This window comes from Staphylococcus sp. HMSC072E01 (assembly GCF_001814125.1).
Classification (GTDB): domain Bacteria; phylum Bacillota; class Bacilli; order Staphylococcales; family Staphylococcaceae; genus Staphylococcus; species Staphylococcus hominis.
The window spans coordinates 312719-339398 of the sequence record NZ_KV814964.1; the positions used below are offsets into that span (position 1 = coordinate 312719).

The window sequence follows — 26680 nt, forward strand, 5'->3', positions numbered from 1 at the left end:
ATAATAGTATTTTATAAAAAACTGTCGATAAAGTTCGTTATTTATCGACAGTTTTATGCATAGTTTAAATTTTAAAAATAGAAGATACCTTATTAAAATCCTGTTATTTTATTTTTGTAACACACCAATTTCTTTTAGATATTCTTCATATGGCAATTCTTTAGATAAACTACCTGGTTGGTTTAAGTCAATCACACGATTAGCGATCGTATTAATAAATTCAAAATCATATGAAGTAAAGATAATTGATCCTTTGAATGAAGCTAATCCATCATTAACAGCTGTAATGCTTTCTAAATCAAGATGATTCGTTGGCTCATCAAGTAGTAAAACATTGGCACTTGAAAGCATCATTTTACTTAACATACAACGTACTTTCTCTCCACCTGATAATACACTTGCTTTTTTCTTAACTTCTTCACCGCTAAATAGCATACGTCCTAAGAAGCCACGTAAAAATGTTTCAGTTTGTTCATCTTCAGGAGCATATTGACGTAACCATTCAACTAAATTCATATCTACGCCTTCGAAGAAATCAGAATTATCTTTAGGGAAATAGCTTAATGAAGTTGTCACTCCCCATTTAAATGAACCTTCATCTGGTTCCATTTCACCCGCAAGTATTTTTAATAGGGTAGTTTTAGCAATTTCACTATCGCCAATTAAAATAGCTTTATCATTTGGATTCATAGTGAATGAAATATTATCTAAAACTTTTTCACCATCAATTGTTTTTGAGATACCATCAACTACTAATAAATCGTTACCAATTTCTCTTTCTGGGGTGAATTTCACATAAGGATAACGTCTTGAAGATGGTTGAATATCATCAAGTTCAATTTTCTCTAATTGCTTCTTACGACTAGTTGCTTGTTTTGATTTTGACGCATTCGCAGAGAAACGAGCAATGAAGTCTTGTAATTCTTTAATTTTTTCTTCTTTTTTCTTGTTTTGTTCTTGAGCCATTTTTTGAGCAAGTTGACTTGATTGATACCAAAAATCATAGTTACCAACATAGACTTTGATTTTGCCAAAATCTAAATCTGCAATATGTGTACATACATTATTTAAGAAATGACGATCATGAGATACGACAATGACAGTATTTTCAAAGTTAATTAAAAAATCTTCTAACCAACTAATGGCAGGAATATCAAGACCATTGGTAGGCTCATCGAGTAATAAAACATCTGGATCTCCAAATAAACTTTGTGCCAATAATACTTTTACTTTTTGATTATTTTCTAACTCTGACATTTGCTTATCATGTAAATCTGGGGTAATACCAAGTCCTGATAGTAGGGAAGCTGCATCTGCTTCGGCATTCCATCCATTCATTTCAGCAAATTCACCTTCTAATTCAGCTGCACGAATGCCATCTTCATCACTGAAGTCAGGTTTCATATAAATTTCGTCTTTCTCTTTCATCACTTCAAATAGACGTTCATGACCTTTTACAACTACATCTAATACACGTTCATCTTCATAAGCAAAGTGATCTTGTTTTAATACTGCTAAACGTTCATCTTTCCCAAGAGAAACATGACCTGTTTGTGAATCAATTTCTCCAGATAAGATTTTTAAGAAAGTAGATTTACCTGCACCATTCGCACCGATAAGTCCATAACAATTACCTTCAGTAAATTTAATATTTACATCTTCAAATAGTTTACGATCACCAAAACGTAAACTTACATCCGTAACTTGTAACATTCATTTACTCCTTTATTCATCGTTTATCTAACGCAAAAAATTATATCATATAATGTTCCTATATTCGACCTTATATCATTTATGTCAATGATACTTTACAAAACTCATGTTATAATACTTAGAAATACACTGCTTAAAGGAGACAACTATGGCATTAGACAAAGATATCGTTGGTTCAATTGAATTTCTAGAAGTTCTTGGATTGGAAGGCTCTACTTATTTATTAAAAGGTCCAAATGGTGAACAAGTGAAGTTAAATCAGTCAGAAATCAATGAGGAAGATGAATTCGAAATTGGAGAAGAATATAGTTTCTTCATTTATCCAAACCGTTCAGGTGAATTATTTGCCACTCAAAATATGCCTGATATTACAAAAGATAAATATGATTTTGCAAAAGTATTAAAAACAGATAGAGATGGTGCAAGAGTAGATGTTGGTTTACCAAGAGAGGTGCTTATTCCATGGGAAGATTTACCTAAAGTTAAATCGTTATGGCCTCAATCAGGAGATTATGTATTAGTCACATTAAGAATCGATAGAGATCATCAAATGTTCGCACGTTTAGCTAGTGAAACAATTGTGGAAAAAATGTTTACACCTGTATCTAATGATGATATGCAAAATGAAGTATTAAAAGCAAGACCTTATCGTTTATTACGTATCGGTACTTTTTTATTAACTGAGGATGGTTACAAAGTATTTGTCCATGAGTCTGAACGTAAACATGAGCCAAGACTAGGCGAAGCTGTAGAAGTACGTATTATCGGGCATAATGAAAAAGGTGAATTGAACGGTTCATTCTTACCACTCGCACATGAACGTTTAGATGAAGATGGTCAAGTCATCTTTGATTTGTTAGTAGAGTATGATGGCGAACTTCCATTTTGGGATAAATCAAGTCCGGAAGCAATTAAAGAAGTATTCAACATGAGTAAAGGTTCATTTAAACGTGCAATTGGTCATTTATATAAAAGAAAAATTATAAATATTGAAACTGGAAAAATTACATTAACTAAAAAAGGTAAAACCCATAAAAAAACCATTGAAAGGTAACACTTTCGATGGTTTTTTTATGGGTTTTATTTATATAAAACATAAGTTTTTTGATAAATTAACAAAATATTTACAATTACTCTATTTTACATTAACAAAAAATATGTAATATAAGCATTGTAAGAAATACATATAACATTTTGGGTTATCTATAATTAGGAGGATGTTTTAATGAAGAAATGGCAATTAGTTGGTACAACTGTTTTAGGTGCTACTGTTCTTTTAGGCGCATGTGGCGGTGGAAATAGTGGCGGCAGTGGTTCAGGAGATGGAAAAGACCTTGAAGGTTCTGCAAAAGGTGAAGGTTCATCTACTGTTGCTCCAATCGTTGAAAAATTAAATGAAAAATGGGCTAAAGATCATCCAAGCGCAACTATTTCATCTGGTCAAGCAGGTACTGGTGCTGGTTTTGAAAAATTCATCGCTGGTGAAACAGACTTCTCACAAGCTTCTAGACCTATCAAAGATGAAGAAAAACAAAAATTAGAAGACAAAAACATTAAATATAAAGAATTTAAAATTGCACAAGATGGTGTAACTGTTGCTGTTAATAAAGATAATGACTTTGTAAAAGAATTATCTAAAGATCAATTGAAAAAAATCTACAGTGGCGAAGCTAAAACTTGGAAAGATGTAGATTCTAGCTGGCCTAACAAAGAAATCAAAGCTTTCTCTCCAAACTCAAGTCATGGTACTTATGACTTCTGGGAAGAAGAAGTTATGGATAAACAAGATATCAAAGCTCAAAAAAATGGAGATACTAACGTTATCGTTCAATCAGTTGAGAAAAATAAAGAAAGTATTGGTTACTTCGGTTATAACTTCTATAAACAAAATAAAGATAAATTAAAAGAAGTTAAAATTAAAGATGACGATGGTAAATCTGTAGAACCTACTAAAAAGACTATCCAAGATGGTTCTTATCCTTTAAGTAGACCATTATTCTTATATGTTAAAGAAAAATCATTAGAAGATAATGATGTTATGAGAGAATTCTTGAAATTCACTTTAGATGATAAAGGTAAATCAGCTGAAGATGCTGGATACGTTGCTTCACCAAGCAAAGTTTATAAAGATGGAATTAAAGAATTAGATAAATACAAAAAAGATTCTGACAAATAATAATCATTATTAATATAAAGGGCTGGGAATTAACAACTCATGTAAATGTTACATGAGTTGTTCAGGATATATACATGGGTGATTGTTAAAGTGTTTTAAATTAATTTGAACTCATTCGTTACCTGATAATTTCCTGCTCTTTTTTAAAATCTATTGGGAGAAATAAAAAGAGAGGGTTACATATGGCTTCTAACACTAATGTTAGAGAGATGATAGCTAAAAATAACGCTAAAAAAGGTGGATTTTCTGATAAAATCGTGCCAATTATTTTAGGGATTATTGCTGCCATCTCTATTTTAACAACTATCGGTATACTATTTACGTTAATCACTGAAACAATCACATTCTTTACACGTGTTTCAATTACTGAGTTTCTTTTTACTAAAGATTGGAGCCCTACAAGTTCTGATCCTAAATATGGTATTTGGGCTTTAATTCTTGGTACTTTAAAAATCACTTTCATTGGTACTTTAGTGGCTGTTCCTATCGGATTAGGGGCTGCAATCTACTTAAGTGAATATGCAAGCGATAAAGCAAGACGTATTATTAAGCCTATTCTTGAAATCTTAGCTGGTATTCCAACTATCGTATTCGGTTTCTTTGCTTTAACTTTTGTAACACCTTTATTAAGAACATTTATACCTCAACTCGATAGTTTTAACTCTATCAGTCCTGGTATCGTAGTTGGAATAATGATTGTTCCAATTATTACAAGTATGAGTGAAGACGCAATGGCTTCTGTACCTAATAAAATGCGGGAAGGTGCTTTTGGTTTAGGTTCAACTAAATTTGAAGTTGCAACTAAAGTCGTATTACCAGCTGCCGCTTCTGGTGTAATTGCTTCAATTGTACTTGGTATTTCTCGTGCTATTGGTGAAACAATGATCGTATCATTAGCTGCAGGTAGTTCACCGACATCATCTTTAACATTAACAAGCTCTATTCAAACAATGACAGGTTATATTGTTGAAATTGCTACAGGTGATGCGACATTCGGTTCAGATATTTACTATAGTATTTATGCAGTTGGCTTCACATTATTCATTTTCACATTAATTATGAACTTAATTTCATACTGGATATCTAAGCGTTATAGAGAGGAGTATTAATATGACAGCAACGACTGATCCAAGAGCTAAAGGTTTAGTTGACAAAAATAAAGTCGAAAAAAACCTATCTAGTCGTGATAAAAAAAATAGTCTTAATAAATGGCTATTCTTTGCATGTATTGTATTTGCTTTAATCGTTCTTGCCGCACTACTGATTCAAACACTTGTAAAAGGTGTAGGACATTTAACACCTGAATTCTTTACAAGTTTCTCATCTTCAACACCATCACAAGCTGGGATTAAAGGCGCATTAGCTGGTACATTATGGTTAATGATTACTATTATCCCAATTTCTATTATCTTAGGTGTTGGTACAGCAATTTATCTTGAAGAATACGCACGCGATAATATGTTTACAAGTTTCGTTAAAATTTGTATTTCTAACTTAGCTGGTGTCCCTTCAATTGTATTTGGTTTATTAGGTTTAACATTATTTGTACGTGGCGCTGGTATTGAATCATTATCTTTAGGAAATACTGTTATCGCTGCTGCTTTAACAATGTCATTACTTATCTTACCGATTATTATCGTTTCAAGTCAGGAAGCGATTCGTGCCGTACCTAATTCTGTAAGAGAAGCATCTTATGGTCTAGGTGGAAACAAATGGCAAACAATTAGAAAAGTGGTTTTACCCGCTGCTTTACCTGGTATTTTAACGGGATTTATTTTATCACTTTCACGTGCATTAGGTGAAACAGCACCATTAATCTTAATCGGTATTCCGACTATTTTCTTAGCAGTACCATCTGGTTTATTCTCAATGTTTACTGCTTTACCAACTCAAATTTATACTTGGGCTAAAATGCCACAAGCTGAATTCCAAAACGTGGCATCAGCAGGTATTATCGTATTACTTGTTATCTTATTATTAATGAACGGTTTAGCAATTTTCTTACGTAATAAATTTTCTAGAAAATATTAAGCATTTTATTATTAAAGTTATTTGGGATAGAGAGAAAGGTTTCTGCTTTCTCTCTTAAAATAAAAGGAGTTTTATATATGGCAAAAATCAATGTAGATGAAAAGAAAAAGAACGTTGAACAACATACAAATGATGTTGTTGATCAACACTCAAATCACACTCATCCAACAAACGACACACAACATAACGACAATCAGTCGCAAAAGACAACAATTGTAACAACTAATAATGAAAATAAAAAAGATATTAAACCTGACAGTGAAAGAAAAGTAGTTTATTCAACTCAAAATTTAGATTTATGGTATGGTGAAAATCATGCTTTACAAAACATCAATTTAGATATCTTAGAAAATAATGTCACTGCGATTATCGGACCTTCTGGTTGTGGTAAATCAACGTATATTAAAACATTAAATCGTATGGTTGAATTAGTACCATCAGTTAAAACTGCGGGTAAAATTTTATACAGAGGACAAAATATTTTTGATAGCAACTATTCAAAAGAAAAACTAAGAACGAATGTAGGAATGGTATTCCAACAACCAAATCCGTTTCCTAAATCAATTTATGACAATATTACTTATGGTCCAAAAATCCATGGTATTAAAGATAAAAAATTACTTGATGAAATTGTTGAAAAGTCATTACGTGGTGCTGCAATTTGGGATGAATTAAAAGACAGATTACATACAAATGCGTATGGATTATCAGGGGGACAACAACAACGTGTTTGTATTGCTAGATGTTTAGCAATTGAACCAGATGTTATTTTAATGGATGAACCTACGTCTGCATTAGATCCTATCTCTACTTTAAGAGTTGAAGAACTGGTTCAAGAATTAAAAGAAAATTATTCTATCATTATGGTTACACACAACATGCAACAAGCTGCACGTGTTTCTGATAAAACAGCATTCTTCCTTAATGGTTATGTAAATGAATATGACGATACTGATAAAATCTTCTCTAATCCTTCAGACAAACAAACAGAAGATTATATTTCTGGTCGTTTTGGTTAATGCTTAATGAAAATTATTAGACAAAAATATGAAGGCCAATTGGACGATTTAATTAAAGAACTTCGTCGTCTTGGTCTTCGTGTTTATTCAAATGTTAACAATGCTATTGAATCATTGAGTGAAGATGATAGAAACTTTGCTAGACACGTCATTGAAAAAGATAAAGAAATTAACAAATTTGATTATGACATTAACGAACAAGTAATCATGTTAATTACGAAACAACAACCCATTGCTACTGATTTAAGAATGATGATGGCAGCTTTAAAAATTTCTACTGATTTTGAAAGAATGGGGGATAATGCTGCAAATATCGCTCATATTCGACTAAGAGTAAAAATTACAGATCATTATGTCTTAACACGTTTAAAAACAATGGGTAAACTTGCATTATTAATGTTAGAAGACTTAAATACTGCTGTTAAAAATGAAGATTTAACATTGATTAAAGAAATTATCGAACGTGATAAAGATATTGACGATTTATACGTGAATATTGTTAACACAACTTATCTAATTGATAATGATCCATTTGTAGCTGGGCAAGCTCATTTAGCTGCACGTAACTTAGAAAGAGTAGGGGATCATGTAAGAAATATAGCAGAAAGTGTTTATTATTACTTTACTGGTGAACATTTTGATAAATATGATCGTTAAACTACTTTATAGTTGATAGTTTTATTCAAACTAAAAAAATCAAAGTAAAGGAGTGAGACACTATTCATTTTGAATAGTGTCTCACTCCTTTATAATACATTAATTATGTTCGATTTCATTTGTAAGTATTTCTACTTCATCTACTAATTCTGAAATATACGCAATAGTAGATTTAAGTGGGGCATTTGTTGTTATATCAACACCTGCTACTTTTGCAAGTTCAACTGGATTTTTACTTCCTCCAGCTTTTAACGTTTCTAACCATGCATCGACTGCTTTTTGTCCTTCTTTTTTAATTTTTTGAGAGACCACTGTGCCAATAGTTAATCCAGCTGAATACGTATATGAATATAATCCCATATAATAATGTGGTTGTCTCATCCAAGTTAATTCCATTCCATCAGTAAGTTCAACCGCATCACCAAAGAATTGTTCATAAACGTTTCTCATTAACTTATTAAGAACCGGTGCTGTTAAAGATTCACCGTTATCAACTTTTTTATATACTTCTCTTTGATATGCTGCTTCTAGTAAATGCGTGACCATATTATGATAATATGTGCGAGATATGATTGAGCCAATCACCCATCGTTTAAAACGTGCATCATTACTATTACTAAATAAGTAGTTTGCCATTAGCATTTCATTCATTGTAGAAGGCGCTTCTACAAAATACATAGATGCTTCTGAATCTAATAAATGTTGATGTTTTTGTGACAATGTAAAATGACCAGCGTGACCCAATTCATGCGCTAATACGAAGGTTTCTGCCATTTTACCTGTCCATGAAATAAATACATATGAATGCGTAAAATAAGGGCTAGCACAATACGCGCCAGTATCTTTACCTTTATTTTGAGCAAAATCAATCCATTGATGATTATAAGCATTATCAACCATTTTAATATAGTCATCGCCTAAAACACCTAAAGCACCGTGAATATATTGTTTTGAGTCTTCTATTGAAATATCTGGTTCATAACTTGGATCAACTGATATTTTTAAATCTTCAAATCGCATTTTATCTAAGTTATGAATTCTTTGCAGTATTTTGGCATATTTTTGCATCACAGGTGCTAAATCACTCATGATGACATCAATTTGTCTATCATACATTTCACGTGTAACTTCTTGTTCTTGTAGTAAATAATCTATAACAGAATCATAGCCTCTTAAATTAGCCTCAATTTTTTCTTGTTGTACATGTTGATTATATGTTGCAGCTGTTGTGTGTTGATATTTACGTAATGCATTACTAAAAGCTTCGAAACTTTTACGTCTAAACTCTGGATCTGAACTGTCTTCATATTCGTTTTCAAAAGTTGCATAATCTAAAGGATACGTTTCATGATTATGTTCAAACGATTCAAACGCAATATCAAGCATTTTAGTTGTTCCATAGAGTTCATAAGCACTTTGAAAAGTAGGTGACAAACTAGCAAGCACTTCTTCAACTTCTGAAGATAATTGATAAGGTTTACGTTTTATTAATTTTTCTAGATAATGAGGACTATTGAACTGCTCTTTTAGCTCTTTTAATTTATCATCAGAGAGTATCATTATTTCAGATTCAACAAATGATAATAAACTAGATATCTTACCATAAGATGTTGATAGTTTGGCATTTAACGTTTGCGCTAATTCGTTTGTAGTATCGACACTTAATCTAAGTTCAGCATAATTACCTAATCGATCAAATTGTATAAGTAAGTCTTCATATTCTTTAAGCGCATCTAGAATAATTTTAGTTTCTGATAAATTATTTTTATATTGTTGATTAAATTGAGCGGATTTCTCTAATACACCATTTAAAGTATTATAAAATGCTTCATCATTTGTAAATAAATCTTCTAAATTCCATTTTTCATTATCTGGAACATGTTTTCTGAGTGGTAAGCCTGTGTTCATTTTATTCACTCCTAAATAGTTAGTCTCATATATATTATACATAATATTATTTGTAAACTCAGTTTTAAGCCTTTAGTCTGAGTCATTTTAATAATTAAGAAGGTATAATTATTTATAAAAGTATTGTATATTACATATTATAAAATATAAAAGTTGAGGCGTTTTTTATGACAATATTTGATATGCCAAATTATCTTTGGATTACAATCGTGGCAATGATGATATTAACTGTCTTTTGTACATTAGTATTGAAAAAATGGTTTTCAGCAGCAGTAATTACCTTCGTTGTTTTAGCAGTATTAGCTTTCTTTATTCCTAATTTTTATAATATAACGTTCCAGCCTTTATTAGGCTATGCCGCTTTTCTTGCCATTATAAGTTTAATGATTAGTTTCCTTTTATGGTATTTTACAAGAGGATGGCGCCGAGAACGTAAAGAAAAGCAATTGGAAAAAGAGATGAAAAAATATGATCACGACGAGTACATGTATCATCGTCGTGATAGAAGATAAGTATAAGGGAGTAGGATAGAATTTATTTTGAATTCGTTATTCCACTCCCATTTATATTATTAATGATGTATAACATGATTATTTTTTTAAGGTTTTTTCAATTTTGTTTAATTGATGAATAGTTGTTTCAATACCACCTTCACTAAAATACCAAGCGTTAGCTTCAAATTGATATACTTGGTGATTTTTTATTGCTTTCATATCCTTTATCACTTTATTATTTAAAGTAGATTGGTGGCGATTTCTTTAATACGTGTATTAGACTTGAAATAAGTGCCTTATTGATTATTCGATGATTTTTTAAAAGGGTATATTGTTCATAATACCGAAAAGGTATATTTAGTAAAATCGTCTTAATAGACGATAATCAAACTTATAAGAATGAATCACTTTTTTATGATATTAAAGTCTTTCTTTGAAATAATTGTTCCAATATCGATAAGCCGTAAATTGATAAGGTAAAACAGCTAATAAATTATCTATCTGCTAAAATAATATAATATCCTGGATTATGTAAACTAGCTAAGCATTCAATAATTGATTCATTACTATATTAATTATCAAAATAAATTCTGTCATAAATATCAAACACTAAATTCATATTAGTGTTTGATACATCATATATTATGTATATGATTTTTATCCTAACAAATTATAACTAAGTCAATCATTTTAGATAGATCAATGTTAACCAAAGAATGATAACTAAAATATATCATTGCAGTGTCATTAAAATAGAATAGGTCCCCTAATTGTTATATACATAACTTCCTATAATATATATTATGTAAACTAAATTGTTGAAATCTGTATTTTTATATGAATATCTTCAATTTAAGCTTTTTAACAAAATACAGATGTTTAAAGTTTTAATATATTCCTTAACTCATTTACATATGCCCATGCATTCTAATTTTATGAGTATTTATTTAAAGTTATTATTTTTCTACAGTTCGGTAATCAATATCTAAAGTATTGAATCATGGTTGTCGACATTACGATTCATACAATCATTCTTAATTATTTGATAAATCAATCAAAGCGGAATGATTTCTATTAGATTAGTTATTTGATGATATAATAACTATGTATTTATCATTTGAATTATAAAACACTATAAAATTTATTTTTTATAAAATATTAAAAATAAATTTCTTTTGATGTATCATTGATAAAAATGATTGATATGCTATTATTAATTTGTAGGATGCAACTTGTATTTACAACTTAGAATTTACCTACACTATTTATAATTAGTCTCTATCACTAATTATAAAAAAGCATACTGGCAAGATTGCCAATATGCTTTTTATTCTAATTGTTATTTTTTAATCTTCTTACGTATACGATTCAATGTTTTAAATAGCCAATATTTAGGTTTATTAATTGGTTTATAGAAGTCTCCAATTAACTCCTCGATATACACATTAAACCCTCTTTTAAAGCGATAAACACCATAATCTTCACTATTTTCAGTAAAATCACCAGATAAACCGTAAAAATTATATCGATCATATCCATGGTCAAAGCAATAATTCATCATAAACCAATGCATCATGTATGGTCCCATATAATTATTGTATTTTTCTGATGAGCCACCTGAGAAATAGTTTACTTCATAAGCATTTGCAAAGTATACTCCAGAAGCTAAGTTTAAAATTTGTCCATCAGTTTGACGTAATTCACTTGCATGTAAGAGCTCTTTTTGGTCATGTTCTATTTGTTTATCTAATTCAGCAATTTTTTTCAGCTGTTTGTCACTTTTATTGTCTTTAGACATCATTTGATCACGACGCGTTTCTTTATCATTTAAAGAGGTTTGCAATGATTTAATATAGTCATCTAAATCAATATATGCTAATGGCACTAATGCTTTATCGCCGTATGTATCTATAAAATTATAAAAATATTCATCTGTTTTTGAAACAAAACCGGTACGTGCTTCTGTTTCACGATACAAGTCTAAGAAAATGTTTAGTTCATCTCTTTTAAGAAATCTTACTTTTACTCCATAGTTTATCGCTTTATTTATATTTCTTTTACGTTGACTATCAAACTGCTTTTTCAATGATGCAGGTGTTTCACCTTTTAGATAATTTACACCCATCCATCTCACTTGACTAGAGCGATCATATTTCGTAGTGAAACCATGATGTTCGTAACCATGTGATTTAAATAAATTAACTAAAGCATCATTTTTTTCGTGACTTTCAACCGGATTGATATCTTTATCATAAATTTGATAAATCCAATATGGATCAAGTTTTACATATAAACATTGATGTTGGTGTAGGTATTTTTCTAATTCTCTTAGGTAAAAATCAACAAGACCTAAATCGGAATAATCCATCACCGGTCCACGATTTGAATAGTATACATAACTTCCCATAGTTGGAATTTTTGAGAAAAGACTTGCAGCCATCACTTTATTACTTTCATCTTTTACGCCTAATAACACAACTTCAAATCCGTCATTTTCTCTAGTTTTTATATTTTCAGTAACTTGAAAGTAATGACTCTCTAATGATGGATTTTGTACGAAGGTTTCATATTCTTTAACTGTTAACTCTGTAAATTTCATATTCGCACTATTCCCCTCTTAATTCAATCTTTTTTTAATTTTTTTAAGTGTTGTATATAGTGAATACATTGGTTTATTTATAGGTTTAACGAAATCACCAACATATTCAATTACATCTGCATTAAATCCTTTTTTAAATTTTACAACACCTGCATCTTCAGCATCATCTGTAAAATGACCACTAATCCCATAAAAATTATAACGGTCAATGCCATGATCAATTGCATAATTAATCATAGTCCATTGAACTGCATAACTTCCAGCGAAGTGTCTATATTTATTTGACGTTCCACCTGCATAATATACAACTTCAAATGGATTAATAAAGAAGAATCCAGCAGATATTGGTAATTCGTTACCATGTTCTAATTGAAGTTGTGTTGCTTCATCAATTTTTTGCTCATTTGCTTTTAATTGCTGTTCTAAATTTATTTTTTTATTTTGTGCTTTTTTGTTATCTGGTCGTTTTTCAATATCTTTTAGAGCTTTGTTTAAGTCTTTATTTAATGTCTGACGTTCTGCATGAAGTTCTTCAAGATATTCATCAAATTTTATATATGCGAGAGGTACTAATACTCTATCTTTAAAATGATCAAATCGATTATAGTAAAAACTATCTTCTCTATCAGAAAATTCTTTAGTCTCTGATGTATCTTCCATAAATGATCTGAAAATAGGTAATTCTTCTTTAGTAAGAAATCTTACTTTAACACCATTTTTTTGGACTTTTTTAGTATTTCTTTTTCGTAAACTATCCATTCCATTTAATACATCTTTAGCAGTTTTATCCTTTAAATTTAAAACTGAATGGAACCGAATTTGTAATATTGGATCAAATCCTGTTGTAAACCCTTCGTGTTGATATCCTAATTGTTTCATTTTATCGAAGAACCAATCATTCCCAGCATTTCCTGTAATATCACCATCATGATTACGATATTGATAAGGCAAATAAGGGTCTATACGTACATATAAACAATGTTGTTGTTTTAAATATTTACTTAATTCGTTAAAGAAAAAGTGAACGAGTTCTTTGTTTTCATAATCAATGACTGGACCACGATTTGAATAAAAATATTTAAAAATTTTCATAACGGGTACAGCAGTTAGCATACAAGCAGCAATGACTTCATTATCTTTATTTTTAATTCCTACTAAATGAGTTTCAGTTTTCTCAGCAACTTTTAACTCATAATTTTCAGTCATCTGTGTAAAATGGCTATATGGCATTTTTTCAGTAAAATCGCCAAATTCTGTAGCTGTTAAATTTGTAAACTTCATTATCTCTATAACTCCTAATTTAGAATCTTTATTTAATTTGAGTTGACTAATTTTAAAATTTTAGCTTATGTATATGTTGTGAATACGCATCGGTCTAATCTCAATAAGTATACACTAGATAAGGTTAAAACTAAAATATAAACCTGTATACACTTCCAATTAACCTAAATGCTCTTAAATTCTTGGCTTCTATCTTCTACAAATAATAAGAGCTGAAAAAGAATGATTTTCAGCTCTTAAATTCATATCTAATTTCATTTTAAATCAATTAATACTACATTGCTACTAATTCTTAAGTATTTCATGCTATGAATACTCTAAATAGCTTTTATTTTATACTATGCTAATAGTTATTTAAAATTTGTCTAATCTCCCTTAAGTATTCTCCTGTTTGATTTAAGTCATCATTTTCAAATCTTCGAACGATTTCACTTCCAATAACAACACCATCTACATCTTTTACCAAATCTTTTATATGGTCTGTAGTTCTTATTCCAAATCCTGCTACAACTGGAAGAGCTGTAAAAGATTTAATCATTTTTATCTGGTCTTTAAGCTTTGGATGAAACGTTCCATCTTCTCCTGTAGTAGCATTCATCGTTACAGTATAGATAAATCCTTCAGCATGTTTTGCTATATTTTGTATACGATTTGTATCTGCCGTCATTGCTATTAATGAAATTATTTTTACTACTCTATTATCATTTAATTGTTGTTTTAATTGTTCTATTAATTCAAATGGTAAGTCTGGAATAATTACTCCATAAACACCAATATCATCGCATTTTTTAAAAAAGGCTTTTTCTCCATAACTTAAAATAACATTATAGTATGCCATTAGGACATATTTACAATTAATTTCGTTTTGATGTTTATCTAACTCATCAAATATATAGTCGATTGTTATATGATTTTGAAGTGCTTCATGACCAGCTTTCATAATGATAGGTCCATCAGCTACAGGATCTGAAAATGGAATACCAATTTCTATCATATCTGCTCCACTTTTATCAAGTAATTTTACATTTTCTAAAAATTGTCTATTACCCATGATATAAGGAATAAATAATTTACTCATTTTTATCCTCCTTTCTTTGTTGGATATATTGTTGAATCGTTTCCATATCTTTATCTCCACGTCCAGATATTGTCACTACTAATATATCGTTTTGTTTCATTTGAGGTGCTAATTTTTCTACATAACTTAATGCATGTGCACTTTCTATAGCGGGGATAATACCTTCTATTTTGGTGAAGCGGACAAGTGCTTCCATTGCTTCTTCATCGCTAGCACATTCATAGGTTACTCTTCCAATATCATGATAATATGAATGTTCAGGTCCAATACCTGGGTAATCTAATCCTGCTGAAATAGAATGTGCCAATTCAATTTGTCCATGTTCATCTTGGATTAAATACATTTTTGGTCCATGAAGCACACCAGCCTTTCCTTTCCCTATCGCAAGTGCATGTTGATTAGTATCCTTACCTCTGCCAGCTGCCTCCACCCCGTATAATTTCACATTATCTTTGATAAAAGGATAAAATGTTCCTATTGCATTAGAGCCTCCTCCTACACAAGCAACTACTGCATCTGGCAAACGATGTTCCTTCTCTAATATTTGTGATTTTATTTCTTGACCAATTACACTCTGAAAATCTCTAACCATCGTTGGAAATGGATCCGGCCCTAAAGCTGATCCTAATAGATAATGTGTATCTTCCACGTGACTTACCCAATACTGTAGCGCTTTATTAACTGCGTCAGATAAAGTTCCTTGACCTTCATCCACAGCTTCAACTTTAGCTCCTAATAATTCCATCCTAAATACATTAAGTTGTTGTCTTTTGATGTCTTCTCTTCCCATAAAAACAATCAATTCCATATCAAATAATGCAGCCACTGTGGCACTTGCAACTCCGTGTTGTCCAGCTCCCGTTTCTGCAACAAGTTTATGTTTACCCATTCGTTTAGCGAGCAATGCTTGACCTATAGCATTATTGATTTTATGGGCACCAGTATGATTTAAATCTTCTCTTTTCAAATAAATTTTAGCCCCACCTAATGTTTCTGTGTATGATTTCGCATAAGTCAATGGTGTTTCTCTCCCAACGTAATCCTTTAAATAATATGCTATCTCTTGTTGGAATTTAGGATCACTTTTGGCTTTTTTATACGCTCTCTTTAATTCAATGATAGCTGGCATTAATGTTTCCGGTACATATTGTCCTCCGTACTCACCAAAAAAACCTAGTTCATTTGCTTCAGTTTGTATCTGTTTCATATTCTAAGCTCCTTTTAACGTAATTTATAATTGTTTCCATTTTCAATTTATCCTTGCATTCATTTGTCTCTATACCACTGGATATATCATAGCCTTTATGTGATAAATCTAGCTTTTCAATCTGTTGAATAGCATTTATATTTATTCCTCCTGCAATAAGATAAGGAATGTCTTGGCTTACTGATTCTAATATTTTCCAATTAAACGTTTGACCCGTACCACCAAATTGAATTGAAGGAGTATCAATAATAAATAAATCCACCCATGGCTTATATTGATTAATATCTCTATTCAAATTTTCTGTGGCCGGCAACGCTTTAATTATCTTAATATTCTTAAAATTCAATTTAACTTTTTGGATTAATTCAATTGCTTCATTACCATGAAATTGAATGGCATTCACATTGGTTTGTTGCAACAATGTATTTAATTCTTTATATGTAGGATTCACAACAACTATAACTCGATGAATGTGCTTTGCTACAAATTGATTTAAATAGTTAATTTGTTCTATATTTAAATGACGTTTACTTTTTGGATAATGAATAAAACCTATCATATCTATATCTAAGGAATTGGCTTTTAAAATATCACTTTTTGTTTTAAAACCACAAAATTTTAGTATATTCATTTCTCTTTATTTAATTTTAATGAAGGTAATAACGATGATATATTATTACTATTCATTAAAGCTCCTCCCACAAGTAACCCGTCTATTCCACTACTTACAATTTTTTTTACATCATTTAAAGTTGTAATACCACTTTCAGAAATATAGTAATAACCTTCTTTTTTCATTTCCAAAATGTCATTAGTATGTTCTACTTTAGTAATAAATGTTTTTAAATCTCTATTATTTATACCAATAATTTTAGGTTTAATTTGATATGCGCGTTCTAATTCTTCTTTGTTATGGACTTCAACTAAGACTTCTAAGTTTTGAGATATTGCATAATGATATAAAGACTGAAGTGTATCATTGGTTAAAATATTTACTATTAATAAAATAATAGAAGCTCCAGCTCTCTTAGCAAGATCAATTTGAAGCGGATCAATGATAAAATCCTTACATAATACTGGTAAATATGTGAGTTGTGTTAACGTTTGTAGACGTTCAAAACTCCCTCCAAAATATTTTTCATCGGTTAAAATTGAAATAGCATTTGCTCCATGATTTTCATATTTAGCAATTTGATGCTCTAAGTTAATGTCCTTGAATGCTTTTACAGAAGGACTTTTAGATTTTATTTCTGCAATAATACTCAATGTTGATTCTCTTTTCAAAGTGGTTTCTAGAGCTGACTTATAAGATACATCAACTTTTTTAATATGTTTTATTTTATCGGTATAATACCCATCACTTAGTAATTGTTTTTTATACTGTACAATCTCATCTAATATTGTCACTTTTATTCCCCTTTCATCAACTGATATTGTTTTAAGGCTTTGCCACTATCAATTAAATCTTTTGCTAAATCAACGCCCTTTTTAATACTATCCACTCTATTTGATATATATAAGGCTAATGCTGCATTCAGCACTACGACATTTCTTTTAGGGGAATGATCTTTTCCACTTAATATATCAATGGTAATGTTTTTATTTTCTTCAGGTGTACCACCTTGAAGTTCTATATTATTCGCATTAGCAATGCCGTAATCTCGTGCATTTAAAACATAATGTGAAATAGTTCCATCTTCATGTAATTCATATATTTCGTTATCCCCAGATAACGTTGCTTCATCCATTCTATTCGCGCCATGAAGTACGATACCTCTTCGTCGTCCTAAATCTTTCATAGTTTTAATAATCATGGATAATTGGGAAGCATCGTATACCCCCATTACTTGATAATCTAATTTAAAAGGATTGATTAATAGTCCGACAATATTGAAAATAGTTGGTTCATGAATGAGTTTTCTAATAGGTTGAATATATTTCATAATTGGATAAGATTCCATAGCGCTGATAAATGCTAAATGTGTTTTAGATACTTGTTTGACTACATTTGCTACTTTCGTAGTAGGAATGTGTAATTGTTGTAATAAATCGGTACTTCCAGAATTAGATGTAATGCTTTTATTTCCATGTTTAATGACTGGAACATTTGCACTTGCTACTACAAATGATACTGTCGTTGAAATATTGAAACTATTTGATTTATCTCCTCCTGTTCCACAAACGCATATACTTCCTTTGTATTCAGGTTGAGTTGAATACATCGTATGAATAAGACTTTTCACTATATAAGTTAATTCTTTTTGTTGTATCGACTTATTTGTGAAAGCTTGTAATAACTTTACTTTATCTTGAATATTACATTCTGGATTGATGAGATATTGAATAAATTCAGTAGTTTCATGTTGTGAGAGTGTTACATGGCTTTGAATTTGGTTGAGTAATGTTAAGGTCATCATATTTACCTCTTTCCTTTACGATATCGATAAAATTTTTAATTATTTGTTGTCCTTGGTCTGTTGCAAACGACTCGGGATGATATTGAATACCAAAATGTAATCCATTTTTTGTTTCATAAGATTGAATGCAATCTTTTGTTCTTCCAGTAATTATTAATTGTGATGGAAAAGAGATTTCATCACTTATTAATGAATGGTAACGCATTATATTAAATTGATTTGCTAAGTTGTTATACAATTTAGTTTGTTGAATAACTGTTAATATATCGACTTTACCATGCATGACTTTTTCACCTTGAATAACATGGCCACCGTAATAGCATGTTATTGCTTGTGCACCTAAACATACGCCCAATATCGGTAAAGATTTATACCTTTCAATAATATTCAATAGATGGTTACTATCTAAAGGATGACCAGGTCCTGGAGATATGATGAGACCATCACTTTGGTTAACGTAATTAAGCACATCTTTATCATCTGGATATTTAACAATGACGTCGTCTAATTGACTTACTATATCAACTAAGTTATATGTAAATGAGTCATAATTATCAATGATTAAAATCATGGTGTTACCTCCAATAAACTTTTTGCTTTTAATAATGTTTCTTCTAATTCCTTTTCTGGTACTGAATCATAAACCACCCCACATCCTGCTTCGACTTTCACGGTAGTATCATCGATTAACATTGTTCTTATTGCTAAGGCAAAGTCTAAATTCTGATTGCAATTAATGTAGCCTACACCACCACTATATAGGCCACGTTTATATGGATATGTCTCATATATACGCCTAATTGCTCTAAGTTTTGGAGCTCCTGAAACAGTTCCTGTAGGTAATAAATTAGCAATTACTGTCATAGGAGATAATTCTCGCTTAATCTCACCTCTTACTTCGCTTACAATATGCATGACATGCTCATATTTTTCAATTTCCATTAATTTTGTAATTTTTGAACTACCGGTTCTACTGACTCTATGTATATCATTTCTGCCTAGATCAACAAGCATTCGATGTTCGCTTAATTCCTTTTCATCACTCAATAATTGCTCTGCATTTTGCTTATCTTCTTTTATGGTTTTACCTCTTTTAATTGTTCCAGCGATTGGATTCGTAATGACCGTTCCATCTTGTACAGCTACAAAACTCTCTGGAGAACTGCCTATAATAATTTGTGTATTCATATTAATATAGTACATATATGGACTTGGATTACGTCTTTTTAAGTTTTGGTATAATTGATAACTTAATTGCAATGTATTATTTTTAAAATAATGATTGTAGCTATATATTCTAGATGGTACAACTTGAAACATATCGCCTTCTTTTATAAGTTCTTTCAATTGTTTTATAGTATTTATAAATTCATCATCTGATACATTTGGCATGATATTTGAAGGCGTAGGAGGATGAATATAATCATCTGTATAAGCTTTAATTTGAGATAGTGCCTTTACTCTATTTTTTACTCTTTCTTCTAAATCTTTCTGTTCTACTTCTGAGAATTGATTTGTAGCAATAACATATAATTCATCTTTATAATGATCAAATACATATACATCTTCTATCATGTGAAATTCAATATCATTGCTATCCTTAATTTCTTGTATAGATTGCTGTTTTAACATTGGAAATTCATGTCTTATTAAGTCAAAACTACATGTACCAATAAAGCCAGATACAAATGGTAAATGTTTTAATTTTTCATCTGTAATCTGAATATTAAATTGATTGATATAATCTTTTAAGTATTCATAAGACTTTTCAGTAATTTCAATATTTTGTTTTTTTGTTTTTATCGTTAGTAAGTCGTTGTTTAACACAACAGAACCATAGCTTTCGAATGCTACAATAGAATATCTACCTTTAACTTGTTTTTGACTGGTACTTTCTAAAATAATTTTATTTTTCTTTAACTTTCCTAATACTTCGGGTGTAATATTAGCTCTAAGTATTTCATAATATATTTTCATTAAGCTTTAGTCCTTTCTCAAAAAAATATCAGCATCCTTATTTAAAAGGACGCTGACGCGCGGTACCACCTTAATTAACTAAATATTTTGAATTATCAAAATATTTAAAGTTCACTCATTTTTCATTTAATTTTTTATAAGTATAAACCCAATTTCATTATTAGTGATGTTAGTTTTCATCAACCACTAACTTTCTATGATTATCTAGCTAATAATTACTATATTTATACCAAAAAGACACCACGATTACGTTCCATAGATAAGGACGCGTTACCGTGGTGCCACCTTAATTAACATTACATGTTCACTTTACTGCTATTAAATTTAACCTTCTAAGTCCAATTCAAACATATGCTGTGCTAATTTACATCATCCATTAGCTTTCTATTTGCTACATCACATATCTTCTACTCAATTCTCAGAATTATTAAAATATTATTATAATTCAGTATAATACATAAATAAATCTTCCTTGTCAATATTTATTTCAATTTATTGATGACAAGCAATAGGCATATAATAAGTTTTGAGCGGCATGTATAGAATCAATATGTGTTCGTTCCAGTGCATGAGAGGACTCAATACCAGCTCCAAATAACCCATGTTTAATATCTGCTCCTGCTTTTAATGCTGCAGACGCATCTGACGTATAATAAGGATAAATATCTATTTTATACGGAATATGATTAAATTTACATAAGTTTACTAGATGTGTTTTTAATTCTTTATGATAAGGTCCAGACGCATCTTTAGCACAAATAGATACTGTATATTCGTCAGAAGATTGTCCCTCTCCAAGTGCTCCCATATCAAAAGCAATAAATTCTACAATTTTATTAGAAATAGATGCATTCGCTCCATATCCTATTTCCTCATTATTAGAAATATAAAATTGAATAGTATGTGGTAATTTAATTTGTTCATTTTTTATTCTTTCTAATAAATCTAATATCATTGCTACACTTGCTTTGTCATCTAAATGTCGGGATTTAATAAATCCAGATGATGTTATTTCTGTTCTTGGATCAAAGCTAATAAAATTACCTACTTCTATTCCTAAATCTTCTGTCTCTTGCTTAGAAGACGTTTTTTCGTCTATACGGACTTCCATGTGTTCAATATCTCTTGGGATTTTTTCATTTTCACGATATACATGAACACTTGTTTCATGTAAACATATTGTTCCTGTGTATGTTTCGCCAGAGTCTGTTTCAATCTGACAATATTCTCCTTCAATCGCATTATATTTAAATCCACCAATTAGATCGATTGTTAAACGACCATCTTCTTTAATTTCTTTTACCATTGCACCTAAAGTATCTACATGAGCAGTAATACAACGTTGACGCTCATTGTCTTCGCCCTCAACTGTGATAATTAAAGCACCTTTATTTGTTAATTGAGTTGAATATCCTAAATGTTCTACTTTTTGTTTTACATAACTTATTGCTTTATAAGCATTTCCCGAAGGACTATTAATGTTAGTTAAGTTTTGAATTAATTCTAATATCTTTGATTCCATTCAACTTCCCCCTTTATCAATTTAAATATATTTTAACTTAGATAAATAGCGAACTCTAATGAATAGTATTGTTTAAAATGAATGACTAATTTAAAATATAGATATTCTGAATATTTAGAAATAAGGAGAGCTCATATGAAAAATATTTTATTTGTTGGTTTAGGATTAATTGGTGGAAGCTTAGCTAGTAATTTAAAATTTTATCAATCTGATTTTATAATTTCTGCCTATGATACTGATGTAACTCAACTAGATAAAGCAATGTCTATTGGTATAATTGATAAAAAGATTAATGATTATGCACTTGGTGTTAAGGAAGCGGATATTATTATCTTTGCTACTCCAGTTCATCAAACAGCGATATATCTAAATTCATTACCTAATTATGAAACTAAATCACATTTGATTGTAACGGATACTGACAGTACAAAGCTTATCATTCAAAATTTTGAAAAACGTTTATTAGACTCAAATATCCATCTTGTTAGCGGGCATCCAATGGCTGGTAGCCATAAATCCGGTGTCCTTAATTCAAAAAAGCACTTATTTGAAAATGCATACTATATTTTAGTTTACGATGATGAACATAATACACAAGCAGCTAAAACATTACAAGATTTGCTCTCTCCTACACTAGCTAAATTTATTGTTACTAATGCAAAAGAACATGATTATGTAACGGGGATTGTCAGTCATGTTCCACATATTATTGCCTCTAGTTTAGTACACTTGAGTTCAAGCCATGCAAATGATCATGCTTTAGTCAAACAGCTTGCTGCTGGTGGATTTAGAAATATTACAAGAATTGCAAGTAGTAATGCCGAAATGTGGAAGGATATCTCACTTAGTAATAAACAAAATATCATTAGTTTACTAGAAGATATGCAAACCAATATTAAGGATATGATAGTTAAACTTAAAAATGAAGAAGAACAACAAATATATCAATTCTTTGAAGAAGCAAAAATATTTAGAGATCAATTACCTCTTAAACAACATGGTGTAGTCAATGTTGGGTATGATTTATATATTGATATTCCAGATAAAGCGGGTATGATTAATAAAATTACTTCTATACTTAGTTTACATAATATTTCTATAAGAAACTTAAAAATTTTAGAAGTTCGTGAGGATATTTTAGATGCTTTACAAGTTACCTTTAAAACTCCAAAAGATCGTGAATTAGGTATTGTTGCTTTAAATGAATTTGATACTTATATTCCATAAAAATGGAAGTGGGCCAAAATTCAAAATGAGTTTTGACCTACTTCCATTTATTTACATCTTATGACCTGCCATTAATCCTAATCTATTATGTTTTGTTCCAGATTCAGTATAAGAAATTGCTTTTGAAACGATGCCTTTACCATATTTTTTTTGTAACGTATCAATCGTTTTAGCTAAATTTTCATCTCTTTGTCTTTTATATTCATCTATAAATAAATTTAATTGTCGATTTTCTTCATTAATGAATTGTGTTAGTGAAACACTTAACGTACGATACAAAGCGTGTTTATCACACAACTGATTCGCATAATCATTAACGACTTTAAACATATCTTGTTCTAGATTTGTAGCATCAGTTAAAGTATGTTGTTTATGTATTCCTCCACCTTCAGTATATCCAAATGAAAAATGTATAGTACGTGCTAATTGCTTTCTTTCTCTTAATCTACAAGCAACATCTTCAATCAACTCTTGCATAACAATTTTTGTTTCATTAAATTGATAGTCTCTCATCAAAATTTGGCTTTTACATATAGCTGGATTGTGAATTTTACTTTTTTCTCTTATTTTACTTTGATCTATACCGTTAGCATGTAAATGCATATCAGTGCCTAATATACCAAAGTCTTTTTTTAAATATCTATGAGGATAATGTGCTAAATCACCTATTGTAATAATTCCTTTTTTATTTAACTTTATTTCTGTTTTTTTATTGATTCCCCAAAATGATTTTAATGGTGAGATACACCATAATTTATCGGGGATATCATGATATCGCCACTCAGTAATACCTTCTTTTATGTGTTTAGCTTCGACATCCATAGCTACTTTACTAAGTAACAAGTTAGATCCAATACCTATCGTGCAGTATATTCCCGTCTTATCTAAAACTTCTTTTTGAAAACACTTAGCAAAAGAATATACTGTAGTATTAAAAAGATGGTAGCTATTTGTTACATCCATAAAAAATTCATCAATACTATACTGATGTAAATCTTCCTCTGGAACATATTTAAGAGCAATTTTAGAAATTTCTAATGATACTTCTAGATATCTTCTCATACTTGGATTAATAATATAAATATCATTACGTTGTGGAATTTCAAATAATCTAGATCCCGTTTTAATACCAAGTTCTTTTAATTTAGGTGTTGCTGCCAACACAACAGATCCTTGTCGCTTAGTGTCAGCTACCACTGCTAATTTTGTCGTTAAAGGATCTAACCCTTTTTCAATACAAGACACACTAGCATAAAAACTTTTCTGATCTACACATAGTATGTCTCTATCTTCAAGTAAATTATAATCATACATATCAATCCTCTCCTTAGATAATTCAATTATATAAGAACGTTTGTTCTCTTACAATATTAAAAAGAACAAATGTTCTGTTTAAATATCTTGAAGTTCATTTTTTAAAAATGATATACTAAGCACATAATTATATAAGGAGGAAAACATCATGCCGATTGTAAATGTAAAATTATTAGAAGGACGCTCAGATGAGCAATTAAAAAACTTAGTCACTGAGGTTACAAATGCAGTGGAGAAAACAACAGGTGCAAATAGAGAAGCAATCCATGTAGTTATTGATGAAATGCAGAAAAATCACTACGGTGTAGGTGGCGTAAGAAAATCAGAACAATAATATTATAATCTTTAAAGTTTACATAATAATATTATTGTAGTTAAAAAGATAATAAATAAGCAGACCAAAGTGGCCTGCTTATTTATTATCTTTTAAAAATGACTCTATTGCTTTTTTATTTTTCTCTTTATCAATATCTAATGCACTACCATCGTTATTAGTATTAATATTTTGATAAGAATTTTTTAACGGTACAGTTAGTGTTTCCACATTTTTATCGCCTCGTATTCCAAAACTTAGTCCTGTTTGGAAAATAGCTGAGTTTGGCATATCTGTATTAATATATCCTCTCAATATACCAGCTACTTTAGGTAATTTCACGATTGTACTTGGGGTAATTAATTCTTTCTTAAGTGTTTGCATAACTTGTTGTTGACGTCTCACGCGTCCAAAGTCCCCCTCTGGGTCATGTCTAAATCTAGCATAACCTAATAATTCTTTACCGTTTAATCGATGATGTCCTTTTTTCAATGAAACCCCAATATTTTCTGACATATCTTTTTCAACATCAATCGGCACACCATTAGGTTCTAATTCATCAATCATTTTTTCAAAGCCAGTGAAATCAATGACTGCATAGTATTCAGGATTAATACCTAAATTTTTATTTAATGTTTGTCTCAATAACTCTGGTCCACCAAGTGAGTATGCAGCGTTAATTTTATATTTGTCATAACCAGGAACTTCAGCATAAATATCACGCATAATTGACATCATTTTCATTTTTTTCTTAATATAGTCATACTGTACAACCATAATAGAGTCAGTTCTTGATTTTCCACCATTAGCTTGGTCAGCACCGAGCATTAATACTGTGATTTTCCCGTCATTTTTAACGGCTCCATTAAATTTATGAATTTTAATATTTTTTGCATGTTCTTGTGCATATTTCATCCCACTTTGATATCCGTGAACGACATACGTAATCATTACAATAAGTAAAACTACAATAATCAGTATTACAAAAGGTAATTTTCGAAGTTTTTTCTTCTTGCGTCGTTTAGAAGGTATCGTTGTCCCCGTTTGCCGTCTTAATATTGTATTATCCTTCTCTTCTGTCATATTTACCTACCTTACACTCTTTAAAATCTTCAAAATAATATTCGGATATACTATAATATATAAATAAGTTATATAAAATACCTTAAAAAATCAAGTGTTTTCAATAAATATTACAAAGGTGTTAGGAAAGGATGGCGTAAATGAATATTAATACAGCATACTTTGCAGGAGGCTGTTTCTGGTGTATGACAAAAACGTTTGATCAATTTGAAGGTATTGAATCAGTAACATCAGGTTTTATGGGAGGATCAGTTAAAAATCCAACCTATGAACAAGTAAAAAGCGGAACTACTGGACACTACGAAACTGTTAAAATAGAGTATGATGTTGCTTTATTTTCTTATCATAAATTATTAGAAATATTTTTTTCAGTCATTGATCCATTAGATGCTGGGGGTCAATTTCAAGATAGAGGGTCACAGTATCAAACAGCTATTTTTTATACAAATGATGATCAAAGAAAAGTTGCGATTAATTATATCAAAGATTTAGAACAAACGATGCATTCTGATAAAGCCATTGCTACTAAGGTTCTTCCCGCTTCAAATTTTTATAAAGCAGAAGAATATCATCAAAATTTCTATAAAAAAAATCCTGAACATTACGCACAAGAACAGCGAGATCGCGCAAATTATGATCCTCGTTCTAACTCATAATAAAAAAG

Annotated in this window: 24 protein-coding genes and 1 pseudogene; 10 read left to right on the plus strand and 15 right to left on the minus strand. The window is 30.2% G+C overall.

Annotated elements, in window-relative coordinates; all coding sequences use genetic code 11:
- Positions 1–108: 108 nt before the first annotated feature.
- Positions 109–1713, minus strand: a complete 1605-nt coding sequence (locus HMPREF2953_RS06385; RefSeq protein ID WP_070672367.1) for an ABC-F family ATP-binding cassette domain-containing protein — start codon at positions 1711–1713, stop codon at positions 109–111.
- 148 nt (positions 1714–1861) lie between these two features.
- Here HMPREF2953_RS06385 and cvfB point away from each other — a divergent pair, with 148 nt between their 5' ends.
- The 6 genes from cvfB to phoU all read left to right on the plus strand — a co-directional run bounded on the left by cvfB (position 1862) and on the right by phoU (position 7596).
- Positions 1862–2767 carry an RNA-binding virulence regulatory protein CvfB gene (gene cvfB, locus HMPREF2953_RS06390; protein WP_070672370.1) on the plus strand — a complete coding sequence of 302 codons (906 nt, stop codon included), beginning with the start codon at positions 1862–1864 and terminating at the stop codon, positions 2765–2767.
- A 171-nt stretch (positions 2768–2938) separates the two neighbouring features.
- A complete protein-coding gene (locus HMPREF2953_RS06395; protein WP_049336285.1) occupies positions 2939–3889 on the plus strand; it encodes a PstS family phosphate ABC transporter substrate-binding protein in 951 nt (316 codons plus the stop codon).
- A 182-nt stretch (positions 3890–4071) separates the two neighbouring features.
- Positions 4072–4998 carry a phosphate ABC transporter permease subunit PstC gene (gene pstC / locus HMPREF2953_RS06400; protein ID WP_002449801.1) on the plus strand — a complete coding sequence of 309 codons (927 nt, stop codon included), beginning with the start codon at positions 4072–4074 and terminating at the stop codon, positions 4996–4998.
- 1 nt (position 4999) lies between these two features.
- Positions 5000–5920: a phosphate ABC transporter permease PstA gene (gene pstA / locus HMPREF2953_RS06405; RefSeq protein ID WP_002449903.1), complete on the plus strand. Its 921-nt coding sequence runs from the start codon at positions 5000–5002 to the stop codon at positions 5918–5920.
- 77 nt (positions 5921–5997) lie between these two features.
- Complete coding sequence (gene pstB / locus HMPREF2953_RS06410; protein WP_070672373.1) at positions 5998–6939, plus strand: phosphate ABC transporter ATP-binding protein PstB; 942 nt, start codon at positions 5998–6000, stop codon at positions 6937–6939.
- A gap of 6 nt (positions 6940–6945) precedes the next feature.
- Positions 6946–7596: a phosphate signaling complex protein PhoU gene (phoU, locus tag HMPREF2953_RS06415; protein WP_002455359.1), complete on the plus strand. Its 651-nt coding sequence runs from the start codon at positions 6946–6948 to the stop codon at positions 7594–7596.
- Between the two features lie 99 nt (positions 7597–7695).
- Here the strand turns inward: phoU and pepF are convergent, their stop codons facing one another.
- A complete protein-coding gene (gene pepF, locus HMPREF2953_RS06420; protein WP_070672376.1) occupies positions 7696–9504 on the minus strand; it encodes an oligoendopeptidase F in 1809 nt (602 codons plus the stop codon).
- Positions 9505–9671: 167 nt separating this feature from the next.
- Between pepF and HMPREF2953_RS06425 the strand changes: the two genes are divergently transcribed.
- Complete coding sequence (locus HMPREF2953_RS06425) at positions 9672–10016, plus strand: membrane protein (protein ID WP_049336291.1); 345 nt, start codon at positions 9672–9674, stop codon at positions 10014–10016.
- Between the two features lie 78 nt (positions 10017–10094).
- Here HMPREF2953_RS06425 and HMPREF2953_RS11285 read toward each other — a convergent pair.
- The 11 genes and pseudogenes from HMPREF2953_RS11285 to HMPREF2953_RS06475 form a co-directional block, all read right to left on the minus strand.
- Positions 10095–10247, minus strand: a pseudogene (locus tag HMPREF2953_RS11285) (transferrin-binding protein); the annotation flags it as partial.
- Between the two features lie 1090 nt (positions 10248–11337).
- Positions 11338–12597, minus strand: coding sequence for an aminoacyltransferase (locus tag HMPREF2953_RS06430; protein WP_049336293.1), 1260 nt, complete (start codon positions 12595–12597; stop codon positions 11338–11340).
- A gap of 18 nt (positions 12598–12615) precedes the next feature.
- Positions 12616–13878 (minus strand): aminoacyltransferase, encoded by a 1263-nt coding sequence (locus HMPREF2953_RS06435; protein ID WP_049336297.1) that lies wholly within the window; start codon positions 13876–13878, stop codon positions 12616–12618.
- Between the two features lie 343 nt (positions 13879–14221).
- Complete coding sequence (gene trpA / locus HMPREF2953_RS06440; protein ID WP_070672378.1) at positions 14222–14956, minus strand: tryptophan synthase subunit alpha; 735 nt, start codon at positions 14954–14956, stop codon at positions 14222–14224.
- Complete coding sequence (trpB, locus tag HMPREF2953_RS06445) at positions 14949–16163, minus strand: tryptophan synthase subunit beta (RefSeq protein WP_070672381.1); 1215 nt, start codon at positions 16161–16163, stop codon at positions 14949–14951. Before trpB ends, trpA begins: the two co-directional genes overlap by 8 nt.
- The gene (locus HMPREF2953_RS06450; RefSeq protein WP_070672384.1) at positions 16144–16794 is read right to left on the minus strand and encodes a phosphoribosylanthranilate isomerase; all 651 of its coding nucleotides are present in this window, start codon (positions 16792–16794) and stop codon (positions 16144–16146) included. Before HMPREF2953_RS06450 ends, trpB begins: the two co-directional genes overlap by 20 nt.
- Entirely contained in the window at positions 16791–17570 is a 780-nt protein-coding gene (gene trpC / locus HMPREF2953_RS06455) for an indole-3-glycerol phosphate synthase TrpC (RefSeq protein ID WP_070672387.1), read from the minus strand. The genes HMPREF2953_RS06450 and trpC overlap by 4 nt, the downstream gene beginning before the upstream one ends.
- 2 nt (positions 17571–17572) lie before the next feature.
- Positions 17573–18577 carry an anthranilate phosphoribosyltransferase gene (gene trpD, locus HMPREF2953_RS06460; RefSeq protein ID WP_176746034.1) on the minus strand — a complete coding sequence of 335 codons (1005 nt, stop codon included), beginning with the start codon at positions 18575–18577 and terminating at the stop codon, positions 17573–17575.
- The gene (locus HMPREF2953_RS06465; RefSeq protein ID WP_002449807.1) at positions 18522–19151 is read right to left on the minus strand and encodes an anthranilate synthase component II; all 630 of its coding nucleotides are present in this window, start codon (positions 19149–19151) and stop codon (positions 18522–18524) included. Before HMPREF2953_RS06465 ends, trpD begins: the two co-directional genes overlap by 56 nt.
- Complete coding sequence (locus HMPREF2953_RS06470; protein WP_070672393.1) at positions 19148–20557, minus strand: anthranilate synthase component I; 1410 nt, start codon at positions 20555–20557, stop codon at positions 19148–19150. The genes HMPREF2953_RS06465 and HMPREF2953_RS06470 overlap by 4 nt, the downstream gene beginning before the upstream one ends.
- A gap of 487 nt (positions 20558–21044) precedes the next feature.
- Positions 21045–22079 carry a M42 family metallopeptidase gene (locus HMPREF2953_RS06475; protein ID WP_070672396.1) on the minus strand — a complete coding sequence of 345 codons (1035 nt, stop codon included), beginning with the start codon at positions 22077–22079 and terminating at the stop codon, positions 21045–21047.
- A 135-nt stretch (positions 22080–22214) separates the two neighbouring features.
- Here HMPREF2953_RS06475 and HMPREF2953_RS06480 point away from each other — a divergent pair, with 135 nt between their 5' ends.
- Positions 22215–23306 carry a prephenate dehydrogenase gene (locus HMPREF2953_RS06480; RefSeq protein ID WP_070672398.1) on the plus strand — a complete coding sequence of 364 codons (1092 nt, stop codon included), beginning with the start codon at positions 22215–22217 and terminating at the stop codon, positions 23304–23306.
- A gap of 51 nt (positions 23307–23357) precedes the next feature.
- Here HMPREF2953_RS06480 and HMPREF2953_RS06485 read toward each other — a convergent pair whose 3' ends face one another.
- On the minus strand, positions 23358–24620 hold the full coding sequence (locus tag HMPREF2953_RS06485; RefSeq protein WP_070672401.1) for a Y-family DNA polymerase: 1263 nt from the start codon (positions 24618–24620) through the stop codon (positions 23358–23360).
- 148 nt (positions 24621–24768) lie between these two features.
- On the opposite strand from HMPREF2953_RS06485, the gene HMPREF2953_RS06490 reads away from it, so the two are divergent.
- A complete protein-coding gene (locus tag HMPREF2953_RS06490) occupies positions 24769–24954 on the plus strand; it encodes a 2-hydroxymuconate tautomerase (RefSeq protein ID WP_070672405.1) in 186 nt (61 codons plus the stop codon).
- Between the two features lie 78 nt (positions 24955–25032).
- On the opposite strand, the gene HMPREF2953_RS06495 is transcribed toward HMPREF2953_RS06490, so the two are convergent.
- Positions 25033–26016 carry an LCP family protein gene (locus HMPREF2953_RS06495; protein WP_070672408.1) on the minus strand — a complete coding sequence of 328 codons (984 nt, stop codon included), beginning with the start codon at positions 26014–26016 and terminating at the stop codon, positions 25033–25035.
- Positions 26017–26156: 140 nt separating this feature from the next.
- On the opposite strand from HMPREF2953_RS06495, the gene msrA reads away from it, so the two are divergent.
- Complete coding sequence (gene msrA, locus HMPREF2953_RS06500) at positions 26157–26672, plus strand: peptide-methionine (S)-S-oxide reductase MsrA (protein ID WP_070672410.1); 516 nt, start codon at positions 26157–26159, stop codon at positions 26670–26672.
- Positions 26673–26680: the final 8 nt, after the last annotated feature.